At 66.7% G+C, this 21020-nt stretch carries 17 protein-coding genes; 5 read left to right on the top strand and 12 right to left on the bottom strand.

Annotation, left to right across the window (positions count from 1 at the left end):
* Positions 1-95 precede the first annotated feature (95 nt).
* Positions 96-1055, top strand: a complete 960-nt coding sequence (locus tag GTZ99_RS00085) for an SDR family NAD(P)-dependent oxidoreductase (protein WP_161716262.1) — start codon at positions 96-98, stop codon at positions 1053-1055.
* A gap of 72 nt (positions 1056-1127) precedes the next feature.
* Here the strand turns inward: GTZ99_RS00085 and GTZ99_RS00080 are convergent, their stop codons facing one another.
* The 9 genes from GTZ99_RS00080 to GTZ99_RS00040 all read right to left on the bottom strand — a co-directional run bounded on the left by GTZ99_RS00080 (position 1128) and on the right by GTZ99_RS00040 (position 12491).
* On the bottom strand, positions 1128-2510 hold the full coding sequence (locus GTZ99_RS00080) for an O-antigen ligase family protein (RefSeq protein ID WP_161716261.1): 1383 nt from the start codon (positions 2508-2510) through the stop codon (positions 1128-1130).
* Entirely contained in the window at positions 2507-3679 is a 1173-nt protein-coding gene (locus GTZ99_RS00075) for a tetratricopeptide repeat protein (protein ID WP_161716260.1), read from the bottom strand. Before GTZ99_RS00075 ends, GTZ99_RS00080 begins: the two co-directional genes overlap by 4 nt.
* Positions 3680-3690: 11 nt before the next feature.
* A complete protein-coding gene (locus GTZ99_RS00070; RefSeq protein ID WP_161716259.1) occupies positions 3691-6030 on the bottom strand; it encodes a GumC family protein in 2340 nt (779 codons plus the stop codon).
* Positions 6031-6100: 70 nt separating this feature from the next.
* The gene (locus GTZ99_RS00065; RefSeq protein WP_161716258.1) at positions 6101-6886 is read right to left on the bottom strand and encodes a polysaccharide biosynthesis/export family protein; all 786 of its coding nucleotides are present in this window, start codon (positions 6884-6886) and stop codon (positions 6101-6103) included.
* Positions 6887-7104: 218 nt separating this feature from the next.
* The gene (locus GTZ99_RS00060; RefSeq protein ID WP_161716257.1) at positions 7105-8304 is read right to left on the bottom strand and encodes a glycosyltransferase family 4 protein; all 1200 of its coding nucleotides are present in this window, start codon (positions 8302-8304) and stop codon (positions 7105-7107) included.
* Between the two features lie 21 nt (positions 8305-8325).
* On the bottom strand, positions 8326-9390 hold the full coding sequence (locus tag GTZ99_RS00055; RefSeq protein ID WP_161716256.1) for an EpsG family protein: 1065 nt from the start codon (positions 9388-9390) through the stop codon (positions 8326-8328).
* Positions 9384-9989 (bottom strand): acyltransferase, encoded by a 606-nt coding sequence (locus GTZ99_RS00050; RefSeq protein WP_161716255.1) that lies wholly within the window; start codon positions 9987-9989, stop codon positions 9384-9386. Before GTZ99_RS00050 ends, GTZ99_RS00055 begins: the two co-directional genes overlap by 7 nt.
* Positions 9982-11373, bottom strand: a complete 1392-nt coding sequence (locus tag GTZ99_RS00045; RefSeq protein ID WP_161716254.1) for a lipopolysaccharide biosynthesis protein — start codon at positions 11371-11373, stop codon at positions 9982-9984. The genes GTZ99_RS00050 and GTZ99_RS00045 overlap by 8 nt, the downstream gene beginning before the upstream one ends.
* Positions 11370-12491, bottom strand: coding sequence for a glycosyltransferase (locus GTZ99_RS00040; protein WP_161716253.1), 1122 nt, complete (start codon positions 12489-12491; stop codon positions 11370-11372). Before GTZ99_RS00040 ends, GTZ99_RS00045 begins: the two co-directional genes overlap by 4 nt.
* Before the next feature lie 254 nt (positions 12492-12745).
* Between GTZ99_RS00040 and GTZ99_RS00035 the strand changes: the two genes are divergently transcribed.
* Together GTZ99_RS00035 and asnB are read left to right on the top strand one after the other, a co-directional pair.
* Entirely contained in the window at positions 12746-13708 is a 963-nt protein-coding gene (locus tag GTZ99_RS00035; protein ID WP_161716252.1) for a class I SAM-dependent methyltransferase, read from the top strand.
* Between the two features lie 31 nt (positions 13709-13739).
* On the top strand, positions 13740-15704 hold the full coding sequence (gene asnB / locus GTZ99_RS00030; protein WP_161716251.1) for an asparagine synthase (glutamine-hydrolyzing): 1965 nt from the start codon (positions 13740-13742) through the stop codon (positions 15702-15704).
* Between the two features lies 1 nt (position 15705).
* On the opposite strand, the gene GTZ99_RS00025 is transcribed toward asnB, so the two are convergent.
* From GTZ99_RS00025 to GTZ99_RS00015, 3 genes are read right to left on the bottom strand one after another with little or no spacing between them, the layout of a single operon-like run.
* A complete protein-coding gene (locus tag GTZ99_RS00025) occupies positions 15706-16815 on the bottom strand; it encodes a glycosyltransferase family 4 protein (RefSeq protein WP_161716250.1) in 1110 nt (369 codons plus the stop codon).
* Positions 16812-18011, bottom strand: a complete 1200-nt coding sequence (locus GTZ99_RS00020) for a glycosyltransferase (RefSeq protein ID WP_161716249.1) — start codon at positions 18009-18011, stop codon at positions 16812-16814. The genes GTZ99_RS00025 and GTZ99_RS00020 overlap by 4 nt, the downstream gene beginning before the upstream one ends.
* 7 nt (positions 18012-18018) lie before the next feature.
* Entirely contained in the window at positions 18019-18873 is an 855-nt protein-coding gene (locus GTZ99_RS00015) for a class I SAM-dependent methyltransferase (RefSeq protein ID WP_161716248.1), read from the bottom strand.
* Between the two features lie 156 nt (positions 18874-19029).
* Between GTZ99_RS00015 and GTZ99_RS00010 the strand changes: the two genes are divergently transcribed.
* Positions 19030-20346 carry a sugar transferase gene (locus GTZ99_RS00010; protein ID WP_161716247.1) on the top strand — a complete coding sequence of 439 codons (1317 nt, stop codon included), beginning with the start codon at positions 19030-19032 and terminating at the stop codon, positions 20344-20346.
* Between the two features lie 16 nt (positions 20347-20362).
* On the top strand, positions 20363-21020 hold a 658-nt coding region (locus tag GTZ99_RS00005), incomplete at its 3' end, for a nucleotide sugar dehydrogenase (protein ID WP_161716246.1).

Below are 21020 nucleotides of genomic sequence, written 5' to 3'. Positions count from 1 at the left end.
ATCCGCAGCGGGCCGGGGCAACTCCCCTTGTGCCGGCCCGATCTGCATCACGGGCGACCTGACAACGGGCGCCGACAACGGAAGAGGTGATAGAAATGGCATTTCAAGCTCCCACGGCCAATGTGACGCCGATGGCCGATGTGCGCGGCAAGACGGCCTTTGTCACGGGCGGCGCCAATGGCATTGGCCTGGGCATCGTGCAGGCGCTGGTCAAGGCAGGTGCCAATGTGGTGATCGCCGACATCCGCCAGTCCGCGCTGGACGAAGCCAAGGCCGCCCTGAACGCTGACGCGCAGGTCGAAACGGTCCAGCTGGACGTCACCGACCGCGCCGCCTTCGCCGCCGCCGCCGACCGCGCCGAGGCCCGTTTTGGCAAGATCCACATGCTGATCGGCAACGCTGGCATTGGCGTCATGGGCCCGGTGCTGGACGCGCGTTATGACGATTGGGATTGGGGCATGGGCGTCAATCTGGGCGGCGTGATCAATGGCCTGGTCACCATCCTCCCGCGTATCAAGGCGCATGGTGAAGGCGGCCAGATCGTCACCACCTCGTCGCAATCGGCGCTGATCCCGATCTCGTATTCGGCCATTTACACCGCCGCCAAAGCCGCCGTCATGGGCATTTCCGAGGCGATCCGGGGCGAACTGGCGGTTGAAAACATCGGCGTGTCGGCCTTTATGCCCGGCCCGGTGCAATCGAACATCTCGCAATCGGGTGAACTGCGCCCGCAGCATCTGCGCAACGACAGCGGCTATGCCCAGCGCGAGGCCGATCTGGAAAAGCGCCCCAACTCGCCATTGTGGATGAGCGCCGAGGAAGTGGGCGAACGCGTGCTGGCGGGCATCCAGCGCAACGACCTGTATATCCTGACCCATCCCGAATTCGGCCCCGGTATGCAAAAGCGTTTCGACGCGATCATGGCCAGCGTGCCCAGCGAGCCGGTGAACGAGGCGCGTGCCAAGGAAATCTTCTTCCTGCTGGATAACCCCGTGTTTGACGACCAACTGGCCCGCCGAGCGGAGGCCAACGCCCCGCAGACCGAACAGGCCTGATCTCCACCCAAAACAGCAACGCCGCCGTGGGAGCCCTTCCCCGGCGGCGTTTTTCTGTCTGGCGTATGCCTATCAGGCGGGCTGGGCGTCCTCTCCGCCATTGCGCAACACCGCCACCATCACCGCGAATAACCCGCTGATCGCCGCCGTGCGCAACGGATAGTCGGCCAGACTATGCGCCATCACCGCCAGCACCGCCACCGATGCGGCCAGTGCGGCCGGCGCGCTGTCACGCGCACGCCATAGCCGCCACACCACCGGTGCCAGCCACCGGCACCACAGCGCCATCGCCGCCAGCCCGAACACGCCAGTGTCCACCACCAGCTCCAATATGTCATTGTGGGCGTGGTTGACATAGATCGATCCGACCTGCGCCGCCTGCTCATACCACGGGTAGATCTGGACAAAACTGCCCAGCCCCGCCCCCACCGGCGCGACATCGCCAATGATGCGCAGGCCATTGCGCAAAAACGCCCCCCGACTGATCCCCGCAACGGCGCCATGGCCGGTCAGATCATTGCCAAACGGCCCGACCAACACCACCGCCACAATCGCCACCGCTCCGGCCGCGATGCCGGGCAACACCCAATTCTGCATCCGCCAGTCGCGCCGGGCGATCAGCACCATCGCGCCCACCACCACCGGCAACAGCGCAAAACACGCCAGCGAGTCATTGATCAACACGCCCAGTGCCAGCCAGCCCAGCACCAGTGCCCACGGCCCCCATTTGCGCATCCGCGCCCACAGGCTGCCGGCCCACAGTTGCACCGCGCGGCCGTGGCGGGCCCGCCGACGCGCAGCCTCATCCCCGGCCAGCGCCGCCGCCAGCCCCAGCGGCAACACCATCAGCGCCAGCGTGCCCTGATGGTTTGCATTGGCAAACACCCCCGGCCCCTGACCGTAATTGGTGATGCCATAGGTGTAATAATCGCCCCCCATCTTTTGCATCAGGCCCAACAGCACCGATCCACCCGCCACCGTCATCGCCACGGCCGCCACCCACGTCAGCCGGGGCGCGTGAGCGCAACGCATCGCCAGATACAGCGCCAGCGCGGGAATGGCCCAGCCCATCGCCTCCACCGCCTGCCACGGCGCCAGGCCCAGCGGCATCCACGGCACAGGTTCGCCCAACATGACAAAGCCCTGCGCCACCGCGGCCCGCCCCGGCAACAGAGTCCAGATCGCGGGCGGCAAGGGGATGATCTGCGCGGCCAGCAGCACCGCCACCGCCGCCACCCACCAGCCAAATCGGCGCGTATCGTCCAGAGGGCTGGGCTGAGGCCCGATCACCACCGCCCATCCGGCCAGCACCGCGCCAGCCAGTTGCAGCAGCCCATTGGCCACGCCCCCCTGGGAACTGGCCCCGCCCAGCACCATCACCGCCGCCAGATAGGCCAGCACCATCGGGCCGAAACCCTGCCGCACATTCCAGTTCAACCGAAAACCGCGCGTCATTGTCCGCCCTCCAGCCCGGTGTCAGGCACCACCGGCGCCATCACCGGCGCCGCGCTCAACCGCAAGATCCGCGTCGCCTGACTGCCGCCGCCATCCACCGCCCGGCCGATGATCGACAGCCGTTGCCCGGTGCAGCGCCCGGTGGGCACCGTCAGATCCACGCTGGCATCCACCAGCCCTTCGCCCCCGCGCAAAGGCATCTGGGCCAACGTACCGCCATCGGCACAATCCACCTGCAACGCCAAGGCCCCCTCGGCCCGGCCCTGCCGTTCGTGACGCAATGTGACGCGCCACCGCCCCGGCGTCAGCGCCAGCCATTGGCCGATCAGCGCTCCATCCCCACGGCCATAGGCGACCAGCGCCAAACCGCCCGCCGGATCAGGGTCCACCGCGCCCACCGGCCCGGTTTCCACCTGCCAACCAAAGGGGCCATGCGCACGCATATCGGCGAAATCGGGGCTGAACACGGGCTGTTCCGCGCCCTTGCTCCCCGCCATCGCCATGGCCCGCGCCCGCGTAAAGGCACCCGCCCGCATCCACAAAGCGGCCGTCTGCGCCCGGATCTGTGGATCACGCAAGGCACCCGCCGGCACCCACTGCGCCACCCGCGCGATCACCGCAACCGGTGCGCTGCCGCGCGCCATTGTCCCCAGAAAGGCAGGCAACAGCGCGGGCTGACGCGACAGTTCCACCATGATCTCGTCCGCGACATCGCCGCTGCGCACCGACATCGCCAGCCGCGCCATCAGCTCGCCCGCCACCGCTGGCTGCATCCGGCCCAGCACAACCAGTTCGGCCAGCGCGGCATCGGGCCGGTCGGCCTGCACATACCGCTCGATCAAGGCCAGCCGCACGCCCAGCACATGCGGATCACGCCGCCGCGCCTCCTCCAGCAAGGCCAGCGCACGGGCCCGATCGCCCGACGCCAGCGCCGCGTGATAGAACGGCGCCCAGGACAAGGGCGCCTGCGCGAGCCGTGTCGGCGCCTCCAGCGTGGCCGGGTCCTGTGTGACGTGGCGCATCAGCCCCACCGCCGCCACCGCGCCCAGCGCCACCGTCACCGCCACGCCCCGCCACAGCCGAGACGCGCGCCAGCCGCCCGCCTGAGGCGCGTCGCGGTGATACACCCGCTCGCCCATTTGGTTGGCGATATCCATCTCGACCATCATCTTGCGCACCCTCAGTCGTCAGCTTCCAGCGTGTCGCCCGGATCGAAACGCGGCTTGGCCGAAGGCGTGCTGCGGCGACGGTCTGTGTCCTGCTCATCCTTTGGCTGGCTGCGATCCTCGCCATAGCCATAACCGTACCCATAGCCATAACCGTACCCATAGCCGTAGCCATAGCCATACGAACCGCCCCGGCGCGCGACCTTGGTCAGGATGACGCCCAGAATGTCGCCCCCGGCATCGGCAATGCGGCGCGACAGATCGGCGGCGGCACCGGTCCGGGTCTTGCGGCTTTCGATGACGATCACCGTGCCGTCCGCGACCGAGGCCAACAGCGGCGCATCGGTCAGACCCAGCACTGGCGGGCCGTCCAGCACCACCAGATCATAGCCTTCCTGCGCCTCTGCCACCACGGCGGGCAGCCGCAACGAACTGAGCAGTTCGGCCGCCGAGCCCTGATAGGTGCCCGCCGGTAGCAGGCTGAGATTCTCGATCTGGGTGGGCTGAATGAAATCGGCCACCCGGTCCTCTGATGACAGCAGATGGGCAAACCCCTGCCCGTCCGACCGGCTGGTGGTGAAGGTCGGACGGCGCAAGTCGGCGTCGATCAACAACACCTTGCGCCCCAACCGCGCCGAAGTCACCGCCAACGCATAGGCGCTGGTCGACTTACCCTCCCCTGGCCGCGACGAGGTAACGAACAGCGTGCGCGGCGCCCCCCCCTCGCGGGCGAATTTCAACGCCGTCAGCGCCGAATAATAGGCCTCGGTCGCATGGCTCTTGCGGTCGTTCAACGCCTCGCCCAGCGTGCGGCCCTCCGGCTCCATCGGGATCACGCCCAGCACCGGCAGATGCAGCCGCTGACGCACGTCCGAGGGATCGATCACCGTATCGAACAGCAGGTATTTGCCAAAAGCCCCCGCCACGCCCAGCACCAGACCGATCACCAGACCAACCACCGCGTTCAGCGCCTTGTTCGGGCGATAGGGCGCGGTCGGCACCTTGGCATCGTCCACCAGGCTGACGTTGCTTTGACCGATGCCACCGGCCACGCCCACTTCCTTGTACCGCTGCAACAGCGCGTCATACAGCGCGCGGTTGGTGTCGGCCTCACGCTGCAGGATGTTATACTGGATCGAGCGGCTGCGCTCATCCTGCACCGATCCCTTGACCGTGTTGAACCGCGCCGCCAGCGCGTTTTCCGCCTCCAGCGCGGCGCGATAGGCGGCCTGCAACTGCGCGGTGGCCTGACCGTTGCCGCTGCGCTGCAACCCCTCGATCGTGGCGTCCAGACGGCCGATATGCGCCTGCAACTCCTGCATCTTGGGATAGGCCGGCTTGAACGTGCGCAGCCCCTCGGCATATTCGGCCTGCAATTGGGCGCGCTGCTGCTCCAGCGCGGCCAGAGTCTGATAATTGTCGGGCGATTTGTCCATCACCCGGTTGCGCCACGCGCTTTCGGCGGCCACGCGCCGGACGCGCGCCTCGTTCAACGCTTCCTGCATGGCGGTCAGATCGCTGACCGACAAGGTCGTGCCCTCGGTCGCCTTGCCGTCCACCACCTGCCCCGGCGTGCGGAACAGCTTGCTACGGATGGCATAGTCATTCACCGCCCGCTCGGACTCTTCCAGCTGCGCCTTGGTCCGGGCCAACTGCTCGGACAGGAACTTGCGCGCATAGGACGAGGAATTGTACCGCCGCTCCAGACTGCTGGCGATAAAGCCCTGCGCCAGCGCGCTGGTGATGCGCGCGGCCAGACGGGGATCGATCGACTTGTGGTTGATGCGGATCAGCAGGCTCAGCTTCACCACCTCCACCTCGGTGTTGCTTTGCACCAGCCGCGCGGCACGCTTGACACGGTCCTCGCGGCTGGGCGCGCCACCGCCATAGGCAGGCACCGCGGCCAGATTCAGATCCTCGGCCACGCGGCGCGCCAGCGTTTCGCTGCGCAACAGGCCCACCTGCGTCGCCAGCATTTCCTGATTGGCCACCGTCGCCCGCACGGCGGTCGCGCCCTGCTTTTGATCCAGCGTTTCGGTGGCGTTGGGGTCATACTGCAACAGCGCGGTGGAACGGTACAGCGGCGTGGTCATCAACGCGACCACCACGCCCAACACCACGCCCAGCACACCCAGACCCAAAATCATGCGGATATGTTCGACCAACAGGCGGAACACCTCCTGAAAGTCCAGCCCGCCCTCTGCCTGCGCGCCATGGCCCGCGTGCGAGCCCCCCTGCGCCACGCCGCGCCACGAACGCGCCGCGCCGCCATCGCCCGCGCCGCCCTGCGCGTTGCCAGCGGGCGCACCGCCCACCGTCATCGCGCCATTCTCAACCGTTGCCATGCTGGTCATGCCCATCGAATCCCCGAAATATGCATGTGCAAAACCGGCCCCGCGGCGGCCCCTGCCACCGCGCGCCGGGTCAAAGCTGCCGGAACAGCACGAAAGCGGGCAGCGCCTGGATCAGGTCGCGGTACAGCTTGCGCAGATTGTCGCTTTCGACCACCACCGTGTCGCCCGGATAGACCATCGGGTCCTCCATCTTGCCCTGACGGATCGCCCGCAGATCGAACGCGGCGGCAAAGGTCTTGCCCCCCTGCTTGCGGAAGATCGCCGCGCGACGGGGGTTGCCGTGCTCTTCGTTGACGCCATGCGCCAACGCCACCGCGCCCAGCAACGTCGTCCGCCCCGGCAGGCTGTAGATGCCCGATTGCACCACACCACCTTCGACCGTGATATTCGCGCCGCTGCTGCTCATCAGGCGAACCGCGATGTCGGGGCTGTTCAAATAGCGCGCACCGTACAAGCGGCGCAGATCCGCGGCCAACACCTGCGGCGTCTGATTGCGCACGTTCAGCCGGCCCACCAGCGGCAGGTCCAGCATCCCGTTGGCATCCACCTGATACTCCCCGCTCAGCTCGGGGACGCGAAACACGCTTACCTTGACCACGTCCAGCGGGCCCAGCGGCATGTCATACACCGCATCCTCGGCCCGGGGATGGTCGGGCGCCATCAGCCCCGCCCCACCATAGGGGATTGTTTTTTGCCGGGTGGCACAGCCGCCCAACATCACCGCCAGCCCCAGCGCCGCCGCGCCAGCCATCAGCCCACGGACACGCCGTCCACCGATGCCGCCCTGGTACTGCCGCCCATGGTCACCCATCGGCGCGCCATGCCGACGCGCCGCCGCCTGATCAGACACGTTCATTGCATACTCCCGCCTTGGACGATCGGGACGGGTGTGGCACCTGCCGCACGGCCTGATCGTCCCCCTTACGGATCAACGTCTAAGAGACGGATACCAGATTTGGAAGGCACCGAAGCCACCATTCATATCCATCTTTTTGCCAATTTCCGCAAGAATACTAAGGAAACATCCGTATTGACGCATTCAAATCGGAGTTAATTACGGTAATTTACTGAAAACTACGGCACCACAACTTCGGCATCAGCAAAAGCCGCCATCGCGGATGCACCCGCCGCCTCCATTTCCGAGGCAACCGCCCCCACCCCCGCCGCACACAGCGCTTGCAAATACAAGGCGATCACCCGACTTTCGGCGAACTCAGCCTCGACCCGTGCGCGGCCACACGCCGCCATCGCGCCCCACGCCGCATCATCCAGCGCCCCGGCCCGGCACAGCGCCGCGGCCAACCCATCGGCATCGGCAACAGGCGCCAAAAAGCCATTCTCACCCTCGCGCACGATGTCGCGGCATCCCGGTGCGTCAGATGTCACAATCGGCCGCCCCATCGCCGCCGCCTCCAGCAACACGCGCGACAGCCCTTCGCGATAGGACGGCAACACCACCCATTCCGCCCCGGCGATCACCGGGCGAATGTCCTCCACCGGCGGCTGCCATTCCACCACGCCCTCGGCCAGCCAGCCGTCCAGCTCGTCCTGCGCAATCGCGGTCCGATTGGCCACGCCCACCTGCCCCACCAGTACAAAGCGCGCCTCGGGCATCACGCCGCGCAACATCCGCGCCGCCGCGACAAATTCGCGCACCCCCTTGTCCGCCAACAATCGCGCAATCAGCACAAACCGCCGCCCAGTGGGCCGCCCCCCCGGCGGCACGGCAAAACGCGCCAGATCAATCCCCGATCCGGGCAACAGCCGCACCTGATCCCCCCGCACCAGTCCCAGCCGCAAAAACAGATCGCGGTCATCGCCGTTCTGGAAAAACACTGTCGGGCACCGCGCAAAGGCCAACCGGTACAGTCCCCCCGCCACCAGCGTCAGCAGGTTGCGCCGGATAAATGCCGTGCCCAGGCCCGACACATTGGGGATCGCGGGCACCCCGCACAGGCGCGCGGCCAAAGCCCCGTAACAGTTCGGCTTGATCGTCCAGCCCAGAAAAGCCGCCGGCCGCACCCGCCGCATCAGCGCCACCATCCGCGCCAACAGCCGCGCCTCTTGCCACAGGCTGGTGCCGGCCGCCTCCATCGGCATGTCGGCACAATCACATCCCATGTCGCGCAAACGCTGGCTCCACATCGGATCATGTGGCGCCACCGCCATCACCCGATACCCCGCCCCAATCAGCGCGCGGATCAGGCTGCCGCGAAAATTCACCAGATTCCACGCCTGATTGGCGCACACCATCACCAACGGAGCCTGCTGCATGGCTGCCTCCTGCCTGCTGTGTCAGATCAATTCGGCGATCGATTTGTAGGGCACCCACAACTCGGCAAAGGTGGCCATCACCAGCCACACCACCTGCACCACGCCCACCCCCATGATCGAGGCGATCCGCATGCCATAGGCCCCGCGCCGCCCCACGCCCGTCAGTTCGACCAGACTGCCAAACACCACCATCTGTACCGGCGCGAAATACAGCGCCACGCGGTCCACCGCCGTGGACGAAGGGCTAAGATACAGCGCGGCGATCAGGCCGATATTGGTCACCGCCACCAGCAACCACAGGCTGCGCAACATGCCGGTGGCGTCAAACCGCTTCCAGCGCACCAGCAGCAACAGCGATGGCAGCACGCTCATCGCCAGACGTACCCCTGCGCCGCTGGAATCATACGACTGCCCCAAATAGGCATCCTGAAACGTGTTCAGCCGCTCCATCAACACACCGGCAAAGCTGAAACCGACCAAGCCCAGAATGCTGACCAGAGCCATATTGCGCCGCGCCATCACCATGGCAAACAACGGAAAAACCACGCCTGCTGTCAGATGCAGCCCCGCCGCCAGAAACAGCATCCCAAAGGTGGCCCAGCGCGCCCGGTGGTCGATCCCGGCCATCGCTGCCATCACCAGCCCCATCGCACCAGCCTGCCGGACATAGCCCATGCCCACCACCACCAGCAGATATGGCACCGCCGAGAGGATCGCCAACCACGGCTCACGCGTGGTCATCGCCAGCCGCACCACGCCCCACACCATGATCGCCGCGCATAGGCCATTGGGCAGATATTGATCCGTCCCCAACCGCGCCGCCACCCACAAGATCACGCCAAACAGCGGGTCGGTAAACTGCACAATCTCGGTAAAGGTGGACTGCCGGGCAAAGCCGTACATCGTGGCATAGGTTTCCCAATCGCCCCCGATCTCGTGCCGCAAGGTCGCCACGCTGGCGTAAAACAGCACAAAGGCGATCATCGCCAACGTGTGCCCGACGCCCAATTGCATCCGCCCCTCGCGAAACGGAAAGAACAGCGCCAACACCGCCGCCATGCCAAACAATAGCCAATAGATCAGCATGATGCCCCCTGTTGAATATCCGCGCCATCACGCGCCTTTGCCGCTATCGGCCGGGCGGGCACACCGGCGTACACGCCGCGCACCGACAGATCGCGCGTCACCACCGCATGCGCGCCCACCACCGCATGCGGCGCGATGGTCACCCCGCGCGTCACCGTCACCTTTGCCCCCAGCCACACGTCATGGCCGATCACCACCGGCGCGCACACCATGCCCTGAGCGTCCAGCCGTTCATCGCCGTCATGGCGGTGGTCCTGATCGCGCAAGGTCACATATTCGGCCATCAACGTGCCCGCGCCGATGGTCATCGCCTGCGCGCACACCACCACCGCGCCGCGCCCGATCAGGCAATCCGCGCCAATGTCCAGCCGCCCGCCCTGCACCAGCACCAGCGCGCCATCGTCAAACTGCACGCCAGCGCCCACGCGCATCTGCCCCCCGGCAAAGGCGCGCAACCGCACCCCCCGCCCGATCCGCACCGGCCCGGCAAATGTGATCCCCGGATAGGCCGCCCGCCAATAGGCCCGCATCGCCGCGCCCCGCAGCGCGAAACGCGCCAGCCGCACGCCAGCCAATGCGCGTTCGATCAACCTAGCCATGGGCCGCCTCCCGCCGCGCCGCGCGCCAGCCCCGCGCCCGCGCGACCGCCTGCGCCAACAGCCGCAACGTCAGCGGGTTCAGCACCGTCGCATTCACTCCCGCCACGCGCCACAACCGCCACGCCAGCACCATGCTGCCCAGCCCCAGCGACACCGCCAGCGCCACCGCGCCGCCCATCGCCCCCCAGCGCGGGATCAGAACCAGCCCCAGCACGCCGTTCAACACGACAATCGTGGCAAAGCCCTGCGTCGTCAGGCGGTGATGGCCGGTCATATTGGCGATCGCCTGACCGATGCCGCATCCCGCCCACACCAGCCATCCGCACCATTGCATCGCATACAGCGGCCAACTGGCGGCAAATTCAGCCCCGAACAGCGCCGGAAACAGCCATCCGCCCAGCGCCAAAGGCACCGCCCCCAGCCCCAGCGCACCGCCCACCATCGCCCATGCGCAAAGCACGGCCACGCGGGCGATGCCCTCACGGTCCCCCTCGGCGTGCAGGCGGGCGATTTGCGCCGTCGCCGCCGTCCCCACGATCGAGGCCACCATCGCCGTCATCTGGCACACCGCATCGGCCACCCGGTAATGCCCCGCTGCCGCCGCCCCTGACAAAGCGCCCACCAACAGCACCGTCATCTGCGTCTGCAACAACCGCAACCCCTCGGTCATGCCCATGGGCGCGCAAGTCATCAGCCATTCGCGCCGCGCCATCACCGGCGCTGCGGCCACCAGCGCGGCCGGACGATGCCGCCGCCACAGCCCCCACAGCACCACCATCGCCACGCCCGCCGCCGCCACCTGCGCCGCCATCGCCTGATCGGCGCGCAATGCCCGCCCCTGCGCCCACAAACCGCCGCACAACGCCAGAAACAGCACCGGCCGCAGCACCAGCACCGGCACCTGACTGGCCCGCACATGGTCCAGCGCCAGCAACACCTGCGCCCGCAATTTGCCCAGTGCCACCGCCGGGATCAGCGCCAGGCCCCACAGCATCGCGGGCACTGCCGCCGCCACGCGTCCGTCCAGCCACCCGGCCGCCCACGCGCCCCACGCCGCCAGCGCCATCGCGCCCGACAGGCCGATCACCATCCCTTGCGCGAAACGGATCACACCGCGCGCCCGGCCCCATTCTCCATGACCGCGCGCATGCCCCACATCGCGCATCGCCAGCGTCGGCAGGCCAAATTCTGTCGCCAGCCCCGCCAGCGTCGCGGCCGTCATCGCCAGCGCATAGACGCCATATTGCGCCGCCCCCAGCATCCGCGCCAACATCATCCCCACGGCAAAGGTCAGCCCGGTGGAGAGCACCTGCAACACGCCCATCGTCGCCGCCGCGCGGGCAAAGCGGCGGACCGCGCCCAATTCCTGATGGCGCCCGCTCATGCCAGCCCCGCCAGCGCCAGATAGGCGTCCAGCGCCCGGTCGACCGAGAACCACGCCGCGCGCGCCTGTTGCCCCGCCGCATCGGGCAGGTCCGAAGCCGCCCGCCCCATCGCCTGTGCCAGCCCCGCCGCATCGCCCACCGGCACCAGCCGCCCATACCGGCCATTGACCAGAATCTCGGCCGGGCCATGCGGGCAATCGGTCGCCACCACACGCAGTCCGCAATGCATCGCCTCGACGATGACATTGCCCAACCCCTCATAATCGGACGACAGCACAAACACGTCCGCCGCCGCCATCCAGTCAGCGGGCGTGGGCGTGAAACCGGGCATCACCACCTGATCGCCCAGCCCCAGCCGCGCCACCTCCGCCTCCAGCAGGGGGCGCTGATCCCCCTCTCCCACGATGGCCAGTTGCGGCGGCGCCTCCCCGCGATACGATGCCTCTGCCGACAGGCGGGCAAAGGCGCGCAACAGCAACGGAAAATTCTTTTGCGTTTTCAGCGATCCCACGCCGATAAACCGCACCCCGCCGCGCGCCCGCCATGCCGCCACCGCCGCCGGCTCCTCCACGCTGCGGACCGGCACCGGCACGGGATTATAGATCGTCGCCACCTGCGCGCGCGGCAGCCCGGCCAGTTCCGCCATTTCGGCGGCAACCCCGTCCGACACCCCCGCCAGCCCGTCAGCCATGCCATACAGCACCGCCATCGACAGGCGCAGCATCGTGCGCCCGCGCGCGTCCCCGCCATATTGGGCCAAGAGCGAACAATGTTCGACCCCGATCAGGCGCGGGCGGGTGCCATCGGCACGGCGCAGGCCCATCCGCGCCATCACCGCCAGCGCCGGCAACGGCCATAGCGCAGCGATCAACGCATCCGCCTCCGTGCCCCGCATCCAGCGTCGCAGTGGCCCCACGACATCACGCAGCCGCCCCGCGTCCAGATCCACCAGATCGACGCCATCAGGCACCAAATCGCACAATTCCCCGCGCCGCTGTGCCAATAACAAGCTGACCCGCAGCCCGCGCCCCAGCGCGGAACGCGCCAGATCCAGCGTCAAACGCTCAGTCCCTCCACCGGCCAGGCTGGGCAAGACAAAGGCGATGTGACGGGACAAAGGCAAGGCTCCACACAAACGCCGGGAAGCGACATGGCTGCCCCCGGCCCTTGGGCGGGGGGTGTGGGCTGCCCCGCCCATCAGGGCAAGCAACACTCCATCCGTATTCGTACCAGCTACTGCCAACTTGGATTATTCTCTGGACGATAGCGCGGTTATTCATTCCATTTCTTATTGCGCGGGCGATCTCGCGCTTGCACCCTATACAGCGTGATCGGGCTTTCCACGCCCGGCTGATGTGGAGTGCCTTTCCAGTGCAGACAGATACCAACGGCGCGCCCTCGCCCTTTTCCGGGGGGGAGCAGGCAGTCCGGCGCGGATCATGGCCGCGCCACGACCCGCTGGCAGCACTGGGCGGGGCCAAATGTCTGGCTTGTGGCGCGCCCGCATGGCGGGGGGGCTATCCGCATGACACACGGTTTGACGGGGCGGGCTATCGCTTTTTCGCCTGCGCCGGTTGCGGCGCGCATTTCATCAATCCGGTGCCCGACGCCGCCACGCTGGCGCGGATGTACGCGCCCGACGCCTATCATCAGGCGTTCTATGCCGATGACGGGCGGGCCAACCATGACACGATGATCACCCACCTGCGCGCCCATCTGACCGATGGCGCGCGGGTGCTGGACTATGGCTGTGGCAATGGGGATTTTCTGCGCGCCGCGCTGGCGGCGGGCTTTCTGGCGCAGGGGGCCGAATTTGGCGCGAGTGCGGCGGATGCGGCGGCGGAACGGTCGGGCGCTTCGGTGTTTGACCTGATGCGCGGCGATTGGCGCGATGCGGACGAATGGGACGCGATCCATCTGGGCGATGTGATCGAACATATGACCGATCCGCTGCCCACGCTGGCGGGGATTGTGGCGCGGCTGCGCCCCGGCGGCGTGCTGGCGGCGCAGGGCCCGCTGGAACTGAACGGATCGCTGATCGGGATGTGCGTGCGTGCCTGGGCGCGGGCCAAGGCGGCGCGCGGGCAACAGGGCAGCTTCATCCCATGGCATGTGCTGTATTTCGACGCGCGGGCGCAACGGGCACTGTTTGACCGGCTGGGCCTGCACCCCATCGCATGGCAGGTACACGAGGATGGCTGGCCCTATAGCCATCATGGAGGCGCGCGCGGGATGATCGCGCGGATGGGCGTGGCACTGGCCCGGCTGCCGGGGTTGCGCGGGCGCTGGGGCAACCGCTTTGTGGCGCTGTATCGCAAACCGGCGGCGGGCTGATTTTTCCGGGGTTTAGAGGGGCGACTTTTCCATGTGCGGCATTGCCGGATTGATTGCGCGAGAGACGCGCGTCCTGCCCGAAACGGTGCGGGCGATGACCGACCGCATCGTGCCACGCGGGCCCGACAGTGCGGGCGAATGGGTGGATGATAGCGGGCGCGTGGGGCTGGGCCACCGGCGTCTGGCCATTCTGGACCTGACACAGGCCGGGCATCAGCCGATGCATTCGGCCTGCGGGCGCTATACGGTGGTGTTCAATGGCGAAATTTACAATTTCGCCGCCATCCGCACCCGATTGGAGCAGGCCGGGATGGCGCCGCCATGGCGCGGCCATTCCGATACCGAGGTGTTGCTGGCCGCGATCGCCGCATGGGGCGTGCAGGCGGCGGTGGAGATGGCGCAGGGCATGTTTGCCATCGCGCTGTGGGACGCGGCGGACCGCACGCTGACGCTGGCGCGCGACCGTTTCGGGGAAAAGCCGCTGTATTACGGCTGGTGCGCGGCCGGGTTTGCCTTTGCCTCGACGCTGGCGCCGATCCGGGCGCTGCCGGGGTTTGACGCAGGGGTCGAGCCGCAGGCGCTGTCCGTACTGATGGCGCGCGCCTATGTGCCGGCGCCGTGGTCGATCTATCGCGGGGTGTATAAGTTGCCGCCCGGCTGCCTGTTGACGGTGGGCGTGGACCGCGCGCGCAATGCGCCCGCCGCCCCGCCGGTGGAGGGCGTGGCACAGGACGGGCTGATCCTGACGCGCTGGTTCGATTACGCGGATGAGGTGTTGGCCGGTGCCGCCGATCCGATTGATGACGCGGATGAGGCGCTGGCCGCATTGGACGCGGCGCTGGGCCATGCGGTGCGGCAACAATTGGTCGCCGATGTGCCGGTGGGCACGTTCCTGTCAGGCGGGATCGACAGCTCGCTGATCACGGCGCTGGCGCAAAAATCGGTGTCGCAACCGATCCGCAGCTTTACCATCGGGTTTGAAGAGGCCGGCTTTGACGAGGCGGTCCATGCCAAGCAGGTGGCGCAGGTTTTGGGCACCGACCATACCGAGCTGTATGTCACCGCCCGCGACGCGCTGGACCTGATCCCGGCGATGCCGCATGTGTTTGACGAACCCTTTGCCGACAGCTCGCAATTGCCCACGCATCTGGTGGCCAAACTGGCGCGGCGGCAGGTGACGGTGGCATTGTCGGGCGACGCGGGGGACGAATTGTTTGGCGGATACAACCGCCACCAGCAGGTGCCGCGCGTGTGGCGGCGGATTGCGCGCCTGCCCGGACCGTTGCGGGCCATGGTGCTGAATGGAGCGGGGCAATTGCCGCCGGGCCTGTGGAACCTGCTGTCCGATCTGCGTGGGCGGCGGCGGTCGGGGCAATTTGGCCACAACGCCCGGCGCGGCCTGCGCACCATGGCGCGGGCGGACAGTTTCGATGCGCTGTTCGATGGCTTTCTGGACGATTGGCTGCTGACGGGATCCCCGCTGTCGGGCGATGTGGTCCGGCAATCGCGGCTGGGGCTGGACGCGCGCTTGGCCGCGCTGCCGCTGGAGGTGGGGATGATGCATGCCGATGCCGTCACCTATCTACCCGACGACATCCTGTGCAAGGTGGACCGCGCCGCCATGGCCGTCAGCCTGGAAACGCGGGTGCCGTTTCTGGACCCCGGCGTCACCGCCACGGCCGCCCGCATCGCGCCGGCACTGAAATTCGCTAGTGGCGGGGGAAAGCATATCCTCAAGGAACTGCTCTACACCCATGTCCCGCGCGCGCTGGTGGACCGGCCCAAGGCGGGCTTTGCCATTCCGGTGGGCCTGTGGCTGAAGGGTCCGCTGCGCGACTGGGCCGAGGATCTGCTGTCGGAAAGCGCGCTGGCCGCCGATGGACTGTTTGATGTCGGCCTGATCCGCCGCCGCTGGCACGCGCATCTGCACGGCGCCGAAGAGCAGACGCAGGCATTGTGGAGCGTGTTGATGTTTCAGGCGTGGCGGCGCGGGTAATCTACCCCGCCGCCTGATCCAGCACCGCGCGATAGGCCGGGGCAATCACGCCCTGGCTGTATTGCGCCACCGCGTCGCGCCGCCCGGCCGCGCCCATGGCCCGGCGCAAATCGGCGTCCCGCACCAAACGCTCCAGCCGGTCCAGCCATTCGGCATCATTGCGCACCAGAAAGCCGGTTTCCCCTTCGCGGATCTGTTCGCGCGACAGTGGCACATCGCTGGCCACACAGGCCAGCCCGGCAGCCTGATACTGAATGATCTTCAGCCCCGCCTTGCCCCGCGTCCATTCGTCATCAGGCAGCGGATACACGCCGATATCCAGCGATTGCAGGTCCTCCGCCTCACGCGCGGCGGACCATTGCACCACGTCCAGATCCACACCGGGCAGATCATAGTCAAAATTGCCAATCACCCGCAGCGTGAACGGCACCCGAGCGGCCAATTGACGCAACACATCGGCCAGCATGTCCAGATAGGGCCGGCTGGAAAAGGTGCCCGTCCAGCCGATCACCACCCGATCGCGCAATGGCGGCGGATCGGCGGGGCAGATGCGATCCGTGTCCAGCGAGGGCGGGATGCAAGTCACCGCGCCATTGCGGTTCAGCGCCCGCGTGGGATCAACCATATGAGGCGATGCGACGATCACCGCATCGGCCACCCGTGCCAGATAGCGCGCCTTGCCCGGCCCCTTGATCAGGCGGACGATACGGTTGGGGCTGGCGCTGGCCATCGCCGTCTGGCCGACAAAGATGTTGTCCTCCAGATCATAGACCAGCCCGCGCGCCAGCCAGCGCACCAACCGCTCATACACCGGCGGGCCAAACGGCGTGCCCCACATGAACAGATAGACGCAATCATATTGCCACAACCGCAGCAGATCGCGCCATCGGCGCCGGTATCCGGTCATCACGCCCCGCAGCTTGTCCCACAGATGGCCGGGCTGATAGACAACCTCCCACAGGTCGGGCGGCATGAAGCAGGACACAGTGATGTCCCACCCTTGCGCCACCCAATCGTTGAAATAGGGCTCATACTTCAACCGTTGCCCAGCCGCCCGCCCAACGGGAAAAGGGCACAGCACCAATAGTCGCCGACGCGCCAACCGGTTCATGTCCGCTCTCCATCCCAGATCCGGGCATAGGCGCGCACCCCCGCCGTCACGGCAAAGCGCGCCTGCGCCGCCGCCCGGCACCGCGCCCCGGTGTCGGGCGCATCGCACAGCGCCAGCAATTGCGCCACCGCCTGCGCACGGGATTCGGGCGTGAAATCGGGCATCACCACGCCCACCGGCGCGCCATCATTGGCCAGCACCTGATCCATGTCGCCCACCCCGGCATTGCCCAGACACGGCACCCCACAGCCCAGATACTCACCCAGCTTGGTCGGGGCGGTAGCGACCGTGGAAAAGGACGAAGCGTAAAAGGCCGTGCCCGCGTCCATCTGGCGGATCAGCCCCGGCACGGCGGCATGATCGGCCGCCACCACCTGCACCGCCTCGACCGGCAAGCCCGCCGCCCGCACCCGCTCGATCACCAGCCCCGGATCATTGCGGTTGACCACCAACAGCCGCGCGCCGGGCCGCTGCGCACGGATCAGGGCGAACACGGCCACCACCTCGTCAAACAGGTATCGCGTGCCGATCGATCCGACATAGCCCAGCGTGAAAACCCGCGAAGATGCGGGCGCGGGGTTGGACGCAGGCGGGGCAAATCGCTCCAGATCGGCGCAGGTGGGGATGACCGACACCGGCGTCCACCCCGGCAAACCCAGCCGCCGCAACACCGGCAAGGACGCCTGGGTCAGCGTCACCACATGATCGGCCCGGCGCAACAGCCATGCCTCGATCCGCTTGGTCCAGCGATAGGCGCGCGATTGCGCGCCCCATGCGCCGCCATCGACCTTTTCGTCGGGCCACAGCCCGCGCATGTCAAACACCAGCCGAGCACCCGTCAGCGTCCGCGCCGCCGCCCCGATCACCGCCGGAACATAGGACCGCGCATGGACGATGCGCAAACCATGCCGCCAGCATAGCGCGGCGGCCAACACCGCACCGCGCAGCGCGTCATATAGCGTGGCCGGCACCGTGGGCGATTTGTGATAGGCCAGCGGGTGCCACACGATCCCGCCCCGCGCCAGACGCGCCGCCACCGCGCGGCGGCGGTCGCCATCACGCCAATCACCCGCCTTTTCATAGCTGATCAGATGGACATGCCGCCCCAGCGACAAACGTTCCAGATAGGTGATAACCTGACTTTGCCCCAACGGCTCCATCATGCCGTCATACGAGATATACAGCACCCCCGTCACGACCACTTCACCCCTGCGTCTGACGCCGGGTGCCCACCGCCACCCAATACGGCACCTCGTCAGAAAAGCGGATGTTCTCCAACCCCGCCGCCGCCATCATGTCTGCCATTTGCGCGCGGGTGAAACGCTGCTCCAGCCGGGTGCCCAGCCGGTCGAGCGCGTCGGTGCGCATGGTGTAGAAACTGGTCTGGCGATAGGAGGACAGCGGCCAGCGCGCCACATCCACCCCCAGCATTTCCGCCAAGCCAGCGGCCCGCGCCAGCGGCCAATAGGCCAAGGCGGCGATCAGGCTGGTCACGCGGCGGCGCAACCAAAATGGCAAACGACAGATCCCCCGCCGCGCCACATCGCTGGCCCGCCACAGCGCCCGGAACCACGCAGGGCGATTGTCGAAAGCATAATACAGATAGACCAGAAACGGCGCGCCCGGCTTCAGCTTGGCCACGCAATCACGCAACGCGGCCGCCGTGTCGGGAATATGGTGCAACACCCCCAGCGAATAGCCGAAATCCTGGCTGCCATCGCCTAAGGGAATCGCATCCACCCCGGCGTGGTGCAGGCTGACATTGCCCTGCCCCGCCATCCGCCGCCGCGCCACGGCCAAGGCATCGCTTGCCGGGTCAATGCAGTGCAAATGCCCGACCCGCGGCGCGACCCCCGCCGCCCAGCGCCCCGAACCACAGCCCAAATCAAACCCGGACGCGCCCTTTGGCAACGTATTCCACGGGAAAATACGGAAGTATCGTTCAAACAACCGTCGCCATTCCGCCTCTTCCAGTGCGGTCTGATCAAACGCTGCCCATTCCGCACCGAAACCGGCAACGGTTTCAGGATCGATATTGCCAATAATGGTTCCGCCCATCACCCATTCCTGCCTTTGGCTTTGCCCGTTTGTGCGCTTGATCTACGCAAACGACTGATCCGCAAACCTACGAATGCTCGGAAATGGAACCGTCTTGATTCCGCTATGCGCGGGCAAATGGCCTAGAGGTTCCCCCATGGATGGCTGGAGGGCGGCATGCCTGCTGCACATATGGGGCTGTTGATGTTCAATGATTTGCGCCTGAATCGTCGAAGCCGCTGGTTCTGCCCGGCGACGCAATTGGCGGTGGGCATTCTGATCTGTGTGATCATCCCGTTCATCGTGCAGAGCCGTGGCCTGCCGCAGGGTTTGATGGAGCCGGAGGCCCAGCATACCGCGTTGGCGGCACTGGCCGCGATTCTGGGCGGGTTCTGGCTGCACCGCAATGTCGGGCAATTGCCCGGCACGCGGGAAAGCAGCGGGATCGTCGCGGGCTACTCACTCTCGTTCGGGGCGGTGTTGACGCTGATCCTGCTGGTCCGCTGGCCCTATGCGCGCGGTATTCTGGTGCTGTCCTATGTGCTGGCGGTGGCGTGGTTCACACTGGTCTATCTGTTGATGCAGCGCCATGTGCGGCTGTCGCTGGGGCTAGTCGGGGGGGGCTGTGTGCACCTGTTCGAAGGGATGCCTGGGCTGGACACGCAACGGATGGAACTGAACCGCTGGCCCGAACGGGTGGACGCGGTGGCCGCCGACTTCCGGGAGGACCATTCGGATGACTGGCAGGCCCGGCTATCGGATTATGTGCTGGCGGGGATCCCCGTGTACCATGCCAAGGATCTGTATGAATCACTGACCGGCCGGGCCGAAATTGAGCATCTGTCGGAAAACACCTTTGGCGCGCTGGGACCGCAATCGTCGTTGCTGTTTGCGAAAAAGCAGCTGGACCGGCTGCTGGCAGTGCCCGCACTGATCGTGGTGCTGCCGATCCTGATCATCACCGCATTGGTGATCAAACTGGATTCCCCGGGGCCAGTGCTGTTCCGGCAATTGCGCGTGGGCTATCGCGGGCGGGAATTCACCGTTTTCAAATTCCGTACCATGCGCGATGACCCGCTGGCCAGCGGCAAGGGGCGCAAGGCCGAGGATGGCGTGGACCGTTTCGTCACCCGCCCGCGCGACCCGCGCATCACCCGGATTGGCGCTTTTTTGCGCCGCAGTCGCATTGATGAGCTGCCGCAGATCATCAACATTCTGATGGGCGATATGAGCTGGATCGGCCCTCGGCCAGAGGCGGCCGCGCTGTCGGACTATTATGGCGAGCAGATCGCCTTTTACCGATATCGCTATGTTGTGCGACCCGGCATCACCGGATGGGCGCAAATCAGTCAGGGTCACGTTACCGACGTGGACGATATTCGAACCAAATTGGCGTTCGACTTCTATTACATCCGCAATTTCTCCGTATGGCTGGACCTGCTGATCGTGGCCAAAACGATCAAGACCATGCTGAACGGGTTTGGCCACCGGTAAAGGTTGGGACACAGGCATGGATTCTGGGACAATGCGCATTGTTGTGGTGGGACTTGGCTATGTGGGGCTGCCTTTGGCGGTGGCTTTGGCGGGTCGGTTCGAGACGGTGGGGCTGGATATTGACGCGCGCCGCATTGACGAACTGGCCAAGGGGTATGACCGCACCAATGAAATCAGCGCGGAGCGACTGGAGGCCAGCACGCTGGCGCTGAGCGCGGACCCGGCGATCTGCCCGCCGGCCGATTTCTATATCGTCACGGTGCCAACGCCGATTGACGGCGCCAACCGCCCCGATCTGCGCATGGTCGAGGCCGCGTCACGAACCGTATCGGCGATGCTGGTCGCGGCCGTGGCCGAAGGGCGCAGTCCGGTGGTGGTGTATGAATCGACCGTCTATCCCGGCGTGACCGAGGAGGTCTGCGCCCCCATTCTGGAGGCAGGATCGGGCCTGAAATGCGGACGGGATTTCTATCTGGGCTATTCGCCTGAACGCATCAACCCCGGCGACCGCGAGCACACGATCGACAAAATTACCAAAGTGGTTTCTGGACAGACGCCCGAAGTGCTGGAGCGTGTCGCCGCCCTGTATGACGCGATCACCAGCGGGGGCGTGTTCCGCGCCGCCAGCATCAAGGCCGCCGAGGCGGCCAAGGTGATCGAAAACGCACAGCGCG

It is taken from the genome of Novosphingobium ovatum, from assembly GCF_009909235.1.
GTDB lineage: Bacteria > Pseudomonadota > Alphaproteobacteria > Sphingomonadales > Sphingomonadaceae > Novosphingobium > Novosphingobium ovatum.
This window is presented reverse-complemented; position numbering and strand designations above follow the sequence as displayed.

Excerpts from the sequence above, each read along its gene's own strand:
- GTZ99_RS00055 (WP_161716256.1), bottom strand. The coding sequence starts at position 9,390 with ATGCTGATCTATTGGCTATTGTTTGGCATGGCGGCGGTGTTGGCGCTG.
- GTZ99_RS00045 (WP_161716254.1), bottom strand. The coding sequence starts at position 11,373 with ATGAGCGGGCGCCATCAGGAATTGGGCGCGGTCCGCCGCTTTGCCCGC.
- GTZ99_RS00080 (WP_161716261.1), bottom strand. The coding sequence starts at position 2,510 with ATGACGCGCGGTTTTCGGTTGAACTGGAATGTGCGGCAGGGTTTCGGC.
- GTZ99_RS00025 (WP_161716250.1), bottom strand. The coding sequence starts at position 16,815 with ATGAACCGGTTGGCGCGTCGGCGACTATTGGTGCTGTGCCCTTTTCCC.
- GTZ99_RS00050 (WP_161716255.1), bottom strand. The coding sequence starts at position 9,989 with ATGGCTAGGTTGATCGAACGCGCATTGGCTGGCGTGCGGCTGGCGCGT.
- GTZ99_RS00070 (WP_161716259.1), bottom strand. The coding sequence starts at position 6,030 with ATGACCAGCATGGCAACGGTTGAGAATGGCGCGATGACGGTGGGCGGT.
- GTZ99_RS00065 (WP_161716258.1), bottom strand. The coding sequence starts at position 6,886 with ATGAACGTGTCTGATCAGGCGGCGGCGCGTCGGCATGGCGCGCCGATG.
- asnB (WP_161716251.1), top strand. The coding sequence starts at position 13,740 with ATGTGCGGCATTGCCGGATTGATTGCGCGAGAGACGCGCGTCCTGCCC.
- GTZ99_RS00060 (WP_161716257.1), bottom strand. The coding sequence starts at position 8,304 with ATGCAGCAGGCTCCGTTGGTGATGGTGTGCGCCAATCAGGCGTGGAAT.
- GTZ99_RS00075 (WP_161716260.1), bottom strand. The coding sequence starts at position 3,679 with ATGATGGTCGAGATGGATATCGCCAACCAAATGGGCGAGCGGGTGTAT.
- GTZ99_RS00015 (WP_161716248.1), bottom strand. The coding sequence starts at position 18,873 with ATGGGCGGAACCATTATTGGCAATATCGATCCTGAAACCGTTGCCGGT.
- GTZ99_RS00085 (WP_161716262.1), top strand. The coding sequence starts at position 96 with ATGGCATTTCAAGCTCCCACGGCCAATGTGACGCCGATGGCCGATGTG.
- GTZ99_RS00010 (WP_161716247.1), top strand. The coding sequence starts at position 19,030 with ATGCCTGCTGCACATATGGGGCTGTTGATGTTCAATGATTTGCGCCTG.